The sequence below is a fragment of the Nodosilinea sp. LEGE 06152 genome (genome assembly GCF_015207525.1).
GTDB lineage: Bacteria > Cyanobacteriota > Cyanobacteriia > Phormidesmidales > Phormidesmidaceae > Nodosilinea.
Genome location: NZ_JADEWR010000007.1, coordinates 208,064 through 221,226, shown reverse-complemented (window position 1 = coordinate 221,226; position 13,163 = coordinate 208,064). Strand labels below are relative to the sequence as shown.

Here is a 13,163-nt window from a genome sequence, read left to right as displayed (position 1 = left end):
TGGCTATTTAGAGGATTTGGGTATCGCTTTTTGCTGACAAAAAATGGCCGAAGGTTGTGATGCTTCAGACGTCCAACCTTCGGCTAAAACTAGTTTTAGAACAGCTTCAGTACTTGCGGCCCATTGCCATAAGCAGCTTATTCTACTGGTGCTGCAGGCTGGGCTGGTTCGGCTGTACGGGACTGTAGCAAAGCCTCACGGCTTATACAATCCTGGTTGTTGTAATCGACTTCTACAACAACCTCATACCGAGTGTTGATGGCTATCGGCTTTTCGTCTTCTGCACCTGCCCGTTGTTGAAGGTCTTGCAGAGCCTGTTCAGCAGCCTGATTTAGGAAGGGATAGCCCGTGCTTTTAAGGACTGTGGTCCAGAGCTTGAGACCATCAGCTTCATCAGGTATACCGACGACTCCTAACAGTCCATCGGTAGGCTCAGGCTCTAGGCACAGCCGACCGCTGTAGGGCACTTCAATCGTTAGAGGTTCAGGGGCTTCAGCAACGCTGTCGCCTAGTTTGTCCTTGACCGCTTGTAGCCAGGCTGCTTTGGCAGTTTCGACCTCTGCTGCGCTGGTTTGCTCAGCGCTGAATTCAACCCGAGCCAGCAGGTCGCTGGTCTGCTCAGCACTGTTTGAAGGGTTGAGGGCAGAGGAATTGGTTGAGGTCGAAGGCTCGTTGTTAGCGGTGTTCCCCTGGTTATCGCCCTGACCCAGCTCTAAATCAGCAGCTCTGGGCGGGTTAGCGCCTTCTGAAGCCGCAGCCGTAGGCGTTGAAGCTTGGGGTGTAGACCCCTGAGTCGGTGTTTCGGGTCGGCGTCCTAAAGTAGTGCTGTTGGGAATGGAGGGTAGGGTAGACCGACGGGGAGATAGCCTAATTGTAGAACGTCCGGGTGAGGTATAGGGAGAAATCCCGGTTGGGAAGGACGTAGAGGGCCGCTGGGGCGCTGGTATCCTTATGGATGCACCAAAGTCTGAACCGGGCTCGAGGGGCAAGCTATCGCCCGAGGGCGGAAAGAGGCTAAATAAATCGTCGTTGCTGCTCGGAAATAGCTGGGACTGGGCAGAAAAGTCTGGGAGGCGGCTCTGTTCCTCAGCCGTAAGCTCAATTAACGGCACTCGACGCTCTTCCAGCTCTGGATTGCTGTTTCCTAGGGCGGTCATGTTTAGGCTAGAAAAGGAGGGGCCAGCCGCAAATAACACGCCGTGGAACCCCAGCGACGCAATGGCGGCAATCCATTGAGGTTGGCGAATAGTGGTAAGTAACTGGCTGAGCCTGGGTGCAGTAAATGGATTCATGCCGGTTGCGCGCCTGCTGTGGACGTAATGTGTTGACTTGACCCTGTAGGCTTGGGTTCCTGTTCCTTTCTAGGGTAGCGGATTTGCCCCTGACCTAATGACCATTAAGGAGAAGTAGGGTAAATCGAGATCAGGGTAAGGCGTGAGCGGGCGATAGATGGCTTGATTGGGCTGGGTGGCGTTGACGATAACCCAGCTTTGCTCCAGCAGCTGCCGCTGTTTCAGCAGCTTCCAAGCTTCGGCATATACCGACCCTACTTTGAGTAGCACTACCACATCAGCCCAGCCCAGAGCGGACTCGAGGTCGGCAAGCGCGTAGAGGGCCGGCAGCACTACAAGCTTGTCGGCCTGCACGGTAAGGGGAATGCCCAAGGCACTGACCGCCGCCATGGGGGAACAAATGCCCGGAACTCGGTAAACTCTGGCTGTCGGGTAGCGCCGTTCTAGATCGAGAGCCAAATAGTTAAAGGTGCCGTAGAAGCTCAGATCTCCTTCGCAGGCAAACACTACATTTTGACCCTGGCTGAGGCACTGCCAGATGCGATCGCCTGCCTGCTGCCAAGCATTAGAAAGCTGGTGTTGGTCGAGGACGTAGGGAAAATTTAGAGGCAGCAGCAGCTGCTGGCCTAAGTGCGGCGCGATAATGCGCTGCGCTAATCCTGGCTGGCCGTTGCGCCCCTGGGGAAAGGCCACTACGTCAGCATGCTGCAGGCACTTTAGGGCCTTGATCGTAAGTAGGTCAGGGTCGCCTGGGCCAACGCCAATACCGGTGAGGGTACCTGACTTAGAGGAATGAGCAGAAGTAGACACCATGCGCGTGACTATACGGGGACAAGACTACGCTGCCAGCACAGCTGTGGCTAGGCCGCTAACTTAGCTGCAAAGGGGAAATGCCGAGCATTTACTCTAGCGATCACAAATTATTGATTTAAAACGTCAGCTAACGTCAGCTGCCGCTGTAGACCCATCATTGGGTCTGTTCGTGGCCGACCCGGTCGATTCTGCTGGAGCAGAGCCATTGGGAGAAGCCGCCACGCTGTCAGGAAAAACCGCCGCCAGAGCCTCAGCCTTAGGTAGCGGTTGAGGCAGTTCGCGAGGAACCGCCTCAACCGCCGGTACCGTTTCTAGGGTGAGTCGGCTGGGTTGAATACCGCCAGCTAGCTGCTTTAGCAACTTGGGTTTAGAGTCGTGCCACAGATAAATAACGCGATCGCCTACTTCCCAAGCATCCTGTCCTAGCGTCACCCGTAGCGCATCACCTCGCTCAACCAGCAGCGGCACCATACTGCCACCCTGCACGAGGGTGGCTAAATGAGCCTTTTGAAGGTCAAATTTCTCTTGCCGCAGCTGAGTTTCACCCAGGCGTACCTCGCCATCGTTGAGATAGGTGTTCCACTGCTTTAAAGATACATAGGGGGTTTGAGCCCCCTTGAGCTGTCCCTTGTTGGGCAGGTCGCCCCCACTTTTGTCCTGGGGTACTACGGCGATCACTCGAGCGGGCTGAAACTCCTCTAGCGCCCGTTGGGCTACCACTGCATTCACTTCACCATTTTTGGTCATCGCCAAAAAGGTACCGGCTTTACCTAGCCCAGCTTTGTCGAGGGCATCGTGATCGAGGGCACTGCTGATCAATAGCTCAATACCCTCCTTCTCAGCGTCCGCGCAAGAGGATTCATTGGTGTCGATCATGACCACCGGGTCACCATATTCTTTGATAAGGCGGGCCATGAGCAGGCTCAGGGGGCTACATCCTACGATCACCGCGCCCACCGCATCAGCTTTAGTAATACCAAGCCAGCGCGCTACTAGCCGTGCCGTCAGTCCCTGTACCAGCACGGTCAAAATAATGGTGAGAAACACCAGCGCCTTAATGGCGTCGCCACCGCTAATGCTGCGTTCGGTAAGCAAAATGGCGAATAGAGACGCCACCGAAGCCGAGACAATGCCACGCGGGGCTACCCAGCTCAAAAACAGTTTCTGCCGCCAATTCAAGTCGCTGGAGCGAGTACACAGCCAAATATTAATTGGACGTACTACCACCATTAGCACCAGTACCGTCAAGACGGCCCCTCGGCCCAGGGCGAACACACTGGCGATCGACAAATCAGCCGCCAACAAAATAAACAGCACCGATACCGCCAGCACGGTCAGCTGTCCTTTGAACCGACGCAGCAGGCGCTCGTCGGGCACCGACAGCCAACGCACCATCATGCCCGCCACCACTGTGGCCATCAGACCTGACTCACTACGAATGCTCTGAGCCAGCCCAAACAGCCCCCATAGCCCCGCCAACACCACCAGATTGCGCAGATCTTCACCTAAGAAGTTGGCTCGCTTGAGCAAAAGCCCAATCAGACCGCCACCCACTACCCCAATCAACGTGCCGATGCCCAGCCGCAGGATTAGCCCACCGACCACCGTAGTTGGATCGGCGTCGCCATTGAGAATGATGTCTAGCACCACCACGGCTAGAATGGCACCGACGGGGTCAATCAGCACCCCTTCCCCTTCCAGCAGGGTGGCGACCTTGCGATCGACCTCCACCTGACGCAGCAGAGGGCTAATCACTGTGGGGCCCGTAACGACCACTAAAGAGGCGTAGAGAAAGGCAAGAGGCCAGGGAAATTCCCCCAGCCAATGGGCCGCCATGCCGCCGCCGATGAGGGTAACAAAAATGCCGATGGTAACTAGATTGCGCAGGCTGTTTGACACCTGGCCCAGTTCACTGAGCTCCAGGCTTAGGCCGCCCTCAAACAAAATGAGCGCTACACTGAGGGCCACAATGACCTCTAGCCCCACCCCTAAATCCTGGGGATGGAGCAGCCCAACGCCGTCTGGCCCCAGGCCAATGCCAAACAGCAGCAGGAAAATAATGCTGGGAACCCTAGCGATTTCTCCAATGACCTGTGCGGTGACTCCGGCCAACACCGTGAGCACGATTTGTAGGGTGAGGGCAAAGGAAGTATCCATAGGCGTATAGGGTAACACCCCTACTGTGGCAGACCAGGGGAATTATCGCCACGTTGGGGGTGGGCACTCAAGGCCGCAACAGTAGGTAATACAAGCGGCCTGAGGTGTTTATGCGCCCGGCTAGTTCTCCGGCTTGGGGGCCAGTTCCCACGAATAGGTCAACTCGCCCTGGTCCCAGGATAGCGCCCCCGGTGTCTTGATCGAGCACCAGGCGCGTGGTGAGCTGGCGGCTCCAGGTGCCCTCGACGGTTTGCTGAGGCAACGGTACCTGAATAGCCGCGATCGCCCCCGGTGGCAGTAGCGCCTTGTCGGTGGCGATGGAGTACCCCGCTGTGACCGGTACACTGAGGCTGCCCGTAGGTGGCCCACCGCCACCCTCACGAAAGAAAATAAACCGCTCGTTCTGGGGCAAATATCGGTCTAGGTCTTCGGGATGGGCTTCAAAATAGGCGATGAGATTGGGCAGCGACAGGTTGTCTGGATCGATTTTGCCGTCGTTGACCAGAGCCCGACCAATGCTGGTGTAGGGGTAATCGGTGCGGCCCGCGTAGCCCACTGACATGCTCTGCCCGTTGGTGAGCTGAAGCTGAGCCGAGCCCTGCACCTGCACTAAAAATGCCTCCAGGCGGCTGGCCAGCCACACCAACTCCAGCCCGGCTAGGGGCCCTTCGCTAGCGGCCAAACCGTCTGCCCCCTCCAACTCCAGGCGGGTGGGGTGGGGCTGCGGCCAGGTTTCTATCGTGGGGGGACGGCGGTAGAGGGGGTAGCGGTATTCAGCGGTGGGTACGGTACTGGCCCGGTACTGCGGCTCAAAGTAGCCGGTGTAGGCCACGGTGCCATTCCCGTCAGAGCCAATGGAGGCATAGAGGTCAAAGTCTCGCCGCAGGGCAGTCTGGAAAGCCCGGTTGTTGGGGCTATTGACCACCAGCTGACGCAGGCGCTGCAAACTGTGCCAGACGCGATCGCGCGTAATTCCTGGTACCGGATGCTGTTGGTAATCTTCTCGGGCTTTAGGCGTGGCTAGGTACGTAAAGCTGTGGTTAATGGCCTGCAGCAACGCCTGGCGATCGTCGGGTAGGGTTAGGGTAGGCCATACCGCCTCTGCTTCCGCCGCTGATAGAAGGCGTAGCGGTAGTTCGGCTGGGGCCTCAGCGTCGGGGGCCAGCTCCGCCACCAGCTCCCCTCGATCCTCGCTCACCTCAGCCACTGCTATCGAGGGCAGAGCCAGATCGAACATAGCTAAGGGTGCCAGCATTCCGAGGCCAGCCACCAGCTGCCCGATAGTTGCGCTAAACCTAAACTGACCACCCATTAAAACCGTTCAACACTAGAGCTAAAGACTGGCTCAACCCGAATGGCGCTGAGGCGAGAGGGGCGAATGACCATGTATTCGCCGGGGTTTACTTTGGGCAAGGGCACCGTAATAAATTCCTCGGAGGTGGCTTTGGGCATCAACTCGCCGCTGTACCACTTCTGAAAATCCTGAATGGAGGAAAAACGCACCTCTTCGTGGTGGCCGCCATCAAGCAGCATGTGAACGATGTACTCACTGGGCGTTCTTGGCATGGGAGATTGCTGTCCTTCAGTTCACCGCCCCTATTATGGGCTGTTCGGCCCCAAAAACTACCATTGCTCAAGGGATTTTTCTGTTTGCCACCTGGCCAATTTCTTGTCGATGGCTTAGGGAATTGGGGTGCTATCTAGCAGGTCGGCCACCAGGCGCTGGGGCCGATGGTGCCCGGCAGGGATGAGGCGGTGGGCCAGGACGTGCGGCGCGAGCTGCTTCACGTCGTCAGGGATGGCGTAGCTGCGCCCCTCCAGATACGCGAGAGCCTGAATTGCCCGATGGAAGGCTACGGCCCCCCGTGGGCTGACCCCCAGGGTAATCTCGCTGTGGCTGCGGGTTGCTCTAACCAGGTCTAGAATATAGCGCTGTAATGACTCCTCCACTGTTACCTGGGCGCAGGCTTGTCGCAGCGCCATCACCTCATCAAGGGTGATACAGGGCTGAATGTCGTGGGGAGACAGGCGGCCCCCTAGCCGCTGCAGCATGTTGAGCTCTTCATCGGCGGTGGGGTAGCCGAGGCTAAAGGACAACGCGAAGCGATCCATCTGGGCCTCAGGGAGCGGAAAGGTGCCCTGGTATTCCACTGGGTTTTGGGTGGCGATCACAAAAAATGGGTCGGGCACCGGGCGCGATCGCCCGTCTAGGGTGACCTGGTGCTCCTCCATCACCTCTAGCAGGGCAGACTGGGTGCGAGGGGTCGCCCGATTAATTTCGTCGGCCAGCAGAATATTGGCAAAGACTGGCCCCGGCATAAACTGAAACTCGCCGCTGCTAGGGTTCCAGATGTTGGTGCCGGTAACATCGGTGGGCAGCAGATCGGGGGTGCACTGAATCCGCTGAAACTTGCCGTCGATGCAGCGGGCCAAGGACTTAGCCAGCAGCGTTTTGCCGACCCCCGGCACGTCTTCAAGCAGGGCGTGTCCGCCCGAAAAAAGCGCCACCAGCACGAGCCGAATCGAGTCTGATTTGCCAACAATGGTCTTGTTTAAGTTTTGAACGAGTGTCTCAATGCGATCGCGCATGCGGTGAACCCCTGCTGTAGCCAAGTTCAGATTAAGGTTTTCGGCTGAACTTAGACGTAATGTATGTAGGCCTATGATGCCCCGATCGCACCCCAACTGCCTACTAGCAAGGGTCGATGACAGCCCCCATACCGAGTCCAGCTCAGGGTTTTGACTTTTCCCACCGGCAAAACCCCAGTTCTGGACATGAATTGGGGTTAGTAGGGCGATCGCGCCAATTCCCCCAGCGCCTGTTGACAATCACGCTGAATCTGAGCTTTGAGGTCGTCGAGGGAATCGAATTTTTGCTCCGGCCGCAGGAAGCTATGCAGATGCACGTCTAGGGTTTTGCCGTAGAGATTGCCCGTCCAGTTCAGCAAATGCACCTCGACGGTAAGGGCCAACCCCTTTACGGTTGGACGGGTGCCCAGGTTCATGACGGCAGGCACTAAAGGATAAGGGGTTTGGGTAGCTCCCTGTACCCAAACGCTGTAAACCCCGGTTTGGGGCAGGAATTTGTCGACTGGCAGCAGCAGATTCGCGGTCGGGAAGCCCAGAGTGCGCCCCAGCTGCTGGCCCTGCACAACCCGACCGGTGAGGCTATAGGGCCTGCCCAACAGCGCCCTAACCGTTTCTAAATCGGCTGTTGCTAGGGCCTGACGAATGCGCGAGCTGCTAATGCGCTCGGTACCCAAACAGGTCAACGGCGCAATGTGCACCTGCACGCCGTGGCGAGCCGCCAGGGTCTTCAGGTCGTCGACGCTGCCCTGACGCCGTTTACCAAAGCAAAAATCCTTGCCAACGCTAATGCTGGTGACCCGCAGCTGGTTGATCAGCAGCGATTCGACAAAGTCTTCGGGCGAGAGATTGGCGAGGTGCTGATCAAAAGGCAAAAGCACCAGTTGCTCAATGCCCAAACGGCTAATTTGGGCCGCTTTTTCGGGTAAAGGCGTGAGCAGCGGCCGGGCCTGGCCCGAAAAAAACTCCTGGGGGTGAGGCAAAAATGTCATTACCGTGGGGACGGGCGTTACCAGTGCCCCCGTAGCCTCGGCAGGGCTGATGCTGGTCTGTACTCGCTGGCGATTGCTCAGGCCCCGCAGGGCAGCCCCAGGCTGGTCGGAACTAATGCTAGACGGTGGCGCTGCTTTGCCTGCGATCGGTACAACTGCGCCAATCACCGCCTGGTGGCCCAAGTGCACGCCATCAAAGTTCCCCAGGGCAATGGCCGTGGGGGTAATAGCTGTCGTAAGAGAAGACGTAATCCACACGCTTTACATTTTTACACAGACTGCTGCCCCCGAGTGGACGTCAGGCTTGTCGATTGCCCAGAACCTGAGCTTGACCAATTGCCCTGGCGGCGTCCCTGCCCCCACTCACTTGGCCAACCTAAATTTAGCGAAGGTCGCGCTAAGCGCTGGTCACTGAGGTCGGTACTGAAACGGCGGCAGAGGCGGTGAGGTTTAAGACCAGGCCTTCGCGAGCAACTACCGCCCCAGGGAACATGGCTTTGGTTTGAGCCGCTACCTGATCCATAAATTCGTCGTCGTGGGCTGGGTCATGGTGAAAGATCACCAGCGTTTTTACGCCGGCAGCCTTGGCTACTTTGACCGCCTCCTGCCAGGTGGAGTGTCCCCAGCCCACCTTGCTAGATTTGGGATCGTGGTACTCGTCGTCGGTGTAGGTGGAATCGTAGATCATGACGTCTGCATCTCGAGCGAGCCACAGGACGTTTTCATCTAGCCGATCTGGGTAATGTTCGGTGTCGGTGACGTAGGCGGCCACTTGATTTTGCCAGGTCACCCGATAGCCTACGGCCTCGCCGGGATGGTTGAGCAGAGCATTTTCAACGGTAATGTCGCCAATGCGGAGGGTCTCACCGACGTCGATGTCGCAAAATTTGAGGTCGGCCCCCATCACCTGTAGCGGTACCGGAAAATTGGGGTGCAGCATTTGGTCATTGAGGCGCTGCTCAATGGTGGAGCCGTTAGGGGCGACCGCACCATAAATGTTGAACCGATTACCCCGCACAAAGGCCGGTACAAAGAAGGGAAACCCCTGGATGTGATCCCAGTGGGAGTGGGTAAAGAAGAGATTGGCCTCGACCGGCATTTCGCTCAGCAGGGTTAGACCCAGCTCGCGCAAGCCAGTGCCGCCGTCAAAAATGAGCCGGTGGCCGCCCACCTGCATCTCAACACAGGAAGTGTTACCGCCGTAGCGTACTGTAGACGCCCCTGGGCAGGCGATGCTCCCACGCACGCCCCAAAACCGGACTAAAAATTGCTCGGTCAGCTCAGCCATGGATCTCTCGGAGTTGGGAAAGCATGGAACATCAGGCTAGAAAGTATAGATGCGCCTTTGGGTAGAGCATTTACCTGAGATTCCTCTAATAGTAATGAACTCTGTTCAAAATGGTCAGGGTGGGTTTAGCCACCTTACTCAAGAAACGCAAGGTGCTGCGGGTTGTTTGTCTCTAGTTTGCCCGGAAGCGCGGCGAGATCCCACGGTGCGTACATTAATTGTTCCCGACGGGCTTACGTTGGCAGCAGGAGCCGTCGCCCCTCGGCCAAATCTAACAGATCACCCACGGCGGTCAAGTTGTACTGCAGCGGTGTAACTGAAATGTAGCGATCGCGAATGGCCTCTACATCGGTGGGGATAGCCGCCAGCGACTGCTTCAAATCGGGGGGCCAGCCCTGGTTAGGGAGCGGGTCTTCGACCTCAGCGATCGCCTCCCCGGCCAGCCAATAGTAGGTTTTGCCACGAGGGTCAAGGCGTTTTTCAAACTGGTCGAAATAGCGGCGAATGCCCTGGCGAGTGATTTTGGCTCCTCTGATGTCGGCGGCAGCTACCGCTGGCACATTGATGTTGAGCAACAGCGGGGCGGCTGGAGAGAAGCGATCGCGATCGGCCAGCAGGTCGCGAATAAAGTCGGCGGCTGGGGCAAAGCTGCCCTGGGTGAAACTGGTCAGGCTAACGGCGAGCGCAGGGATCCCTTCCATCACCCCTTCCATCGCTGCCGATACCGTGCCCGAATAGACTACATCGGTACCCAGATTAGCCCCGTGGTTAATGCCTGAAACCACCACGTCGGGTAGGGTCGTCATCAGCGCCCCCAGGGCGAGCTTGACACAGTCGGCCGGAGTGCCCGAGCAGCTCCAGGCATGAATGTCTTGGTCAAACACCGACTCGATGACCTCGGCTCGAATCGGCTTGTGCATTGTCAAGCCGTGGCCAGTGGCCGATCGCTCGCGATCGGGGCATACCACTGTGACCTGGTGCCCTGCTGCCGCCAGGGTCGTTGCCAGAGTCCGCATGCCCAGGGCAAAAATACCGTCGTCGTTACTAATCAGAATGTTCATGACTGTTCCCCCGCCACACTAAAATAATCAAAGCTTGGGGATACCAAGTTGGGCCTGGCCCCATTGTTGTTGCACGATACACCCAGAATGACTTCCGCACCCACCCAGCTAGAAGCTGACCTGATCGCCATGAAGCAGGCCGCCCAAAAGGCGATCGCCGCTGCCGCCACCTTAGACGAGCTAGAGCAGCTACGGATTGGCTACCTGGGCAAAAAGGGCCAGCTCTCCAAAGTTTTGGGAGGCATGGGTAAGCTTTCTGCGGAAGAACGCCCCCGCATAGGTGGCTTGGCCAATGAAGTCAAAGAGCTGATTCAGACTCAGCTCGATCACGGTAAAACCACCCTAGAAGCGGCTCGCATTGAGGCTCAGCTCGCCACCGAAACCCTCGATGTGACCATGCCGGGTATTTTTCACCCCCAGGGCCGCATTCACCCCATTAACAGCATCATCGATCGCATTGTCGATATTTTTGTGGGTCTGGGCTACACCGTAGCCGATGGGCCCGAAATCGAGACCGACTATTACAACTTTGAAGCCCTCAACTTTTTACCTGATCACCCGGCCCGCGACATGCAGGATACCCTCTACCTGCCCAACGGCCACCTGATGCGCACCCATACGTCTAATACACAAATTCGCTATATGCAGGCCAACGAGCCTCCGCTGCGAGCCGTAGCTATTGGTCGTTGCTACCGCCGTGATACGGTCGATGCGACCCACGCCGCCGTATTTCACCAGATTGAATTTTTTGCCGTCGATACCGACATCACCTTCACTGACCTGCGGGGCACCATCAAGGTCTTTCTCGAGGCCCTCTACGGCGATATTCCGGTGCGGTTTCGCCCCAGCTATTTCCCGTTTACAGAGCCTTCCGCTGAGGTGGATGTGCAGTGGCAGGGCAAGTGGCTAGAGGTGCTGGGCTGCGGCATGATCGATCCTAACGTGCTGAAATCCGTCGGCTACGACCCCGAAGTTTACAGCGGTTTTGCCGCTGGGCTGGGGGTCGAGCGCCTGGCTATGGTGCAGCACCAGATTGACGACATTCGCCGCCTCTACACTAGCGACCTCCGGTTTTTGAGGCAATTTTAGGGCCCGACTGCTGGGGCACGACTTGTTAGCACAGGTTGAGCAGACTTTCAACCGCAGGAATAGCGTGGGCCCAGACCAGCTCATAGCTAAACTCGAATAGCGGCTCTTGCCGCAAAATCGACACCCCTGGGTAGCGCAGCCCCGGCACCACGGGCGCATTGCCCACGCCCACGCCGCCCGCCACCATCGCCAGCGCGTCGGCCATGGTGGATACATCTACCGCAATCTGCGGTTCAAAGCCTGCCTCGGCAGTGTAGCGCTTGTAGTGGTCGTAGATAATCGGCTGGCGATCGCGATCGGGCAGAATGATTGGATAGCCCGCCAGGTCGGCCCAGGTGACCGGCTCTTTTTTCTCTAGCTCGTGGCCTGACTGCACCATCACCGCCAGGGGCACCTTGCCCAGGGAGCGATGGTGTAGACCAGCGGGAATCGCCACATCCCAGGCGATCGCCACATCAATATGGCCATCGGTCAGCGCCGCGCCAATGTCGCGCTCATCGATGCGGCGCAGGGCCACTCGGGTTTCGGGGTGGGCGCGTTTAAACTCAGCAATTAGCTTGCCCACCAGGGGCTGCTCGGTGCCGATCACCATGCCCACGGTCAGCGAGTCGATGCCATCTACCGCTCCAGCTTGCGCTGCCCGCACCGCCATATCGGCGTAGGCTACTGCCTTGCGGGCCGAGTCGAGGAAGCCCCGCCCGGCGCTGGTCAGCGACACCTCGCGGGAGGTGCGGTGCAGCAGCTTGACGCCGATATCTGCCTCTAGCTCGCTCAGCAGGCGGCTGATGGCTGGTTGCGAGATGCCGCAGCGCTGGGCGGCGCGGCCAAAGTGCAGCTCCTCCGCCAGGGCAATGAAGGCCGTTAGGGTTTTTAGATTCATCAATACCAAAACGGATATAAATCAATCAAAAACTGATATTTGTTTTCTTATTAATATCATGTTACATATTGATTGGTTCGATTTTAATACAGATTTTTATATGTTCGATTGTCCCTAGAAGCTTGAGTTCTAGGGAAGACAACTCTCTGGGGAAGTAGGCTCACTATTTCCCCTCGCAGCGCCAGCATTGTCGGTTTGAATCCATTTTCTGCCCTGCTAATGCCCATGACGGATCTCAATTTCACCCCCAAAACCTTTGAACTGCTTGAAGGGCTGGCGGCTAACAACGAAAAAGCCTGGTACGACGATCACCGCGACGAGTTTGATGCCTACGTTCGCCAGCCCTTTGCGATGATGTTAGAGCTGGCAACCGATTGCTTGACGGGCGCTCCGGTGCCCTTGGCGGGCGGCTCAAAAACCATGTTTCGCCAAAACCGCGACGTACGCTTTTCTAAGGACAAATCGCCCTACAGCACCCACGTCAGCGGCGTGCTTACCCCCTCGGGCACCAAGGCCGAGAAAGAAGGGTTGGTCTACGTGCAGCTAGAGTCATCCGGCGGAATGATCGCCTGCGGGTACTACAAACTCAGCCCCGCCGCCCTCGGCCCCATTCGCGACAAAATTGTCGACGAACCCGAGGAGTTTGCCACCGTGCTGAAGGACTTAGAGTCAGCGGGATTGTCCTTTAGCGACGAGGACAAACTGACTAAAATGCCGCGCGGTTACGACGCATATTCTGAACATGAATACGCTGATTATCTGAAGCTAAAAAGTTTTGTCACCATGGTTCACCTCGGTCGCGGGGCCTGGCTCGACGGCGACATTGTTGACTGCATTGTGGACTACGCCAAAAGCTGCGCTTCTCTACTAAAATTTGGCCGCATTGTCGACACTGATTAGATGTGCCTAATAGAACAGGGCGCTAAATCTTCCTCGTCTACCCCCAATTCTGAAGGGTGAATGCGATAGAGCGCTGCTCGGCTACGCCTATTTCTCTGAGGTTTG

General features: G+C 57.4%; 12 protein-coding genes. 2 read left to right on the top strand and 10 right to left on the bottom strand.

Going from position 1 to position 13,163, the window contains the following annotated elements; genetic code table 11:
- Nucleotides 1-137: 137 nt before the first annotated feature.
- From IQ265_RS12065 to surE, 9 genes are all read right to left on the bottom strand, one after another.
- Nucleotides 138-1,292 carry a hypothetical protein gene (locus IQ265_RS12065; protein WP_194053768.1) on the bottom strand — a complete coding sequence of 385 codons (1,155 nt, stop codon included), beginning with the start codon at nucleotides 1,290-1,292 and terminating at the stop codon, nucleotides 138-140.
- A gap of 69 nt (nucleotides 1,293-1,361) precedes the next feature.
- Nucleotides 1,362-2,105 carry a precorrin-2 C(20)-methyltransferase gene (locus IQ265_RS12060; RefSeq protein ID WP_194053766.1) on the bottom strand — a complete coding sequence of 248 codons (744 nt, stop codon included), beginning with the start codon at nucleotides 2,103-2,105 and terminating at the stop codon, nucleotides 1,362-1,364.
- 123 nt (nucleotides 2,106-2,228) lie between these two features.
- Complete coding sequence (locus tag IQ265_RS12055; RefSeq protein ID WP_194053764.1) at nucleotides 2,229-4,262, bottom strand: sodium:proton antiporter; 2,034 nt, start codon at nucleotides 4,260-4,262, stop codon at nucleotides 2,229-2,231.
- 67 nt (nucleotides 4,263-4,329) lie between these two features.
- Nucleotides 4,330-5,499 (bottom strand): MltA domain-containing protein, encoded by a 1,170-nt coding sequence (locus IQ265_RS12050; RefSeq protein ID WP_194053754.1) that lies wholly within the window; start codon nucleotides 5,497-5,499, stop codon nucleotides 4,330-4,332.
- A gap of 74 nt (nucleotides 5,500-5,573) precedes the next feature.
- On the bottom strand, nucleotides 5,574-5,828 hold the full coding sequence (locus tag IQ265_RS12045) for a hypothetical protein (protein ID WP_194026098.1): 255 nt from the start codon (nucleotides 5,826-5,828) through the stop codon (nucleotides 5,574-5,576).
- A 114-nt stretch (nucleotides 5,829-5,942) separates the two neighbouring features.
- Entirely contained in the window at nucleotides 5,943-6,851 is a 909-nt protein-coding gene (locus IQ265_RS12040) for a MoxR family ATPase (protein ID WP_194053752.1), read from the bottom strand.
- A gap of 197 nt (nucleotides 6,852-7,048) precedes the next feature.
- Nucleotides 7,049-8,098 (bottom strand): bifunctional riboflavin kinase/FAD synthetase, encoded by a 1,050-nt coding sequence (locus IQ265_RS12035; RefSeq protein ID WP_194053750.1) that lies wholly within the window; start codon nucleotides 8,096-8,098, stop codon nucleotides 7,049-7,051.
- Between the two features lie 139 nt (nucleotides 8,099-8,237).
- The gene (locus IQ265_RS12030; RefSeq protein WP_194053748.1) at nucleotides 8,238-9,128 is read right to left on the bottom strand and encodes an MBL fold metallo-hydrolase; all 891 of its coding nucleotides are present in this window, start codon (nucleotides 9,126-9,128) and stop codon (nucleotides 8,238-8,240) included.
- A 233-nt stretch (nucleotides 9,129-9,361) separates the two neighbouring features.
- Nucleotides 9,362-10,189: a 5'/3'-nucleotidase SurE gene (gene surE, locus IQ265_RS12025; protein WP_194053746.1), complete on the bottom strand. Its 828-nt coding sequence runs from the start codon at nucleotides 10,187-10,189 to the stop codon at nucleotides 9,362-9,364.
- 87 nt (nucleotides 10,190-10,276) lie between these two features.
- Between surE and pheS the strand changes: the two genes are divergently transcribed.
- A complete protein-coding gene (gene pheS / locus IQ265_RS12020) occupies nucleotides 10,277-11,278 on the top strand; it encodes a phenylalanine--tRNA ligase subunit alpha (RefSeq protein ID WP_194053744.1) in 1,002 nt (333 codons plus the stop codon).
- A 25-nt stretch (nucleotides 11,279-11,303) separates the two neighbouring features.
- On the opposite strand, the gene IQ265_RS12015 is transcribed toward pheS, so the two are convergent.
- Nucleotides 11,304-12,158: a LysR family transcriptional regulator gene (locus tag IQ265_RS12015; RefSeq protein WP_194053742.1), complete on the bottom strand. Its 855-nt coding sequence runs from the start codon at nucleotides 12,156-12,158 to the stop codon at nucleotides 11,304-11,306.
- Between the two features lie 225 nt (nucleotides 12,159-12,383).
- Here IQ265_RS12015 and IQ265_RS12010 point away from each other — a divergent pair, with 225 nt between their 5' ends.
- Nucleotides 12,384-13,058, top strand: coding sequence for a DUF2461 domain-containing protein (locus IQ265_RS12010; RefSeq protein ID WP_194053740.1), 675 nt, complete (start codon nucleotides 12,384-12,386; stop codon nucleotides 13,056-13,058).
- The last annotated feature ends 105 nt before the right edge of the window (nucleotides 13,059-13,163 follow it).

Bases quoted from the DNA above. Each gene is read 5' to 3' on its own strand.
- IQ265_RS12065 (WP_194053768.1), bottom strand. From the start codon at position 1,292: ATGAATCCATTTACTGCACCCAGGCTCAGCCAGTTACTTACCACTATT.
- IQ265_RS12060 (WP_194053766.1), bottom strand. From the start codon at position 2,105: ATGGTGTCTACTTCTGCTCATTCCTCTAAGTCAGGTACCCTCACCGGT.
- IQ265_RS12055 (WP_194053764.1), bottom strand. From the start codon at position 4,262: ATGGATACTTCCTTTGCCCTCACCCTACAAATCGTGCTCACGGTGTTG.
- IQ265_RS12050 (WP_194053754.1), bottom strand. From the start codon at position 5,499: ATGTTCGATCTGGCTCTGCCCTCGATAGCAGTGGCTGAGGTGAGCGAG.
- IQ265_RS12045 (WP_194026098.1), bottom strand. From the start codon at position 5,828: ATGCCAAGAACGCCCAGTGAGTACATCGTTCACATGCTGCTTGATGGC.
- IQ265_RS12040 (WP_194053752.1), bottom strand. From the start codon at position 6,851: ATGCGCGATCGCATTGAGACACTCGTTCAAAACTTAAACAAGACCATT.
- IQ265_RS12030 (WP_194053748.1), bottom strand. From the start codon at position 9,128: ATGGCTGAGCTGACCGAGCAATTTTTAGTCCGGTTTTGGGGCGTGCGT.
- surE (WP_194053746.1), bottom strand. From the start codon at position 10,189: ATGAACATTCTGATTAGTAACGACGACGGTATTTTTGCCCTGGGCATG.
- pheS (WP_194053744.1), top strand. From the start codon at position 10,277: ATGACTTCCGCACCCACCCAGCTAGAAGCTGACCTGATCGCCATGAAG.
- IQ265_RS12015 (WP_194053742.1), bottom strand. From the start codon at position 12,158: ATGAATCTAAAAACCCTAACGGCCTTCATTGCCCTGGCGGAGGAGCTG.
- IQ265_RS12010 (WP_194053740.1), top strand. From the start codon at position 12,384: ATGACGGATCTCAATTTCACCCCCAAAACCTTTGAACTGCTTGAAGGG.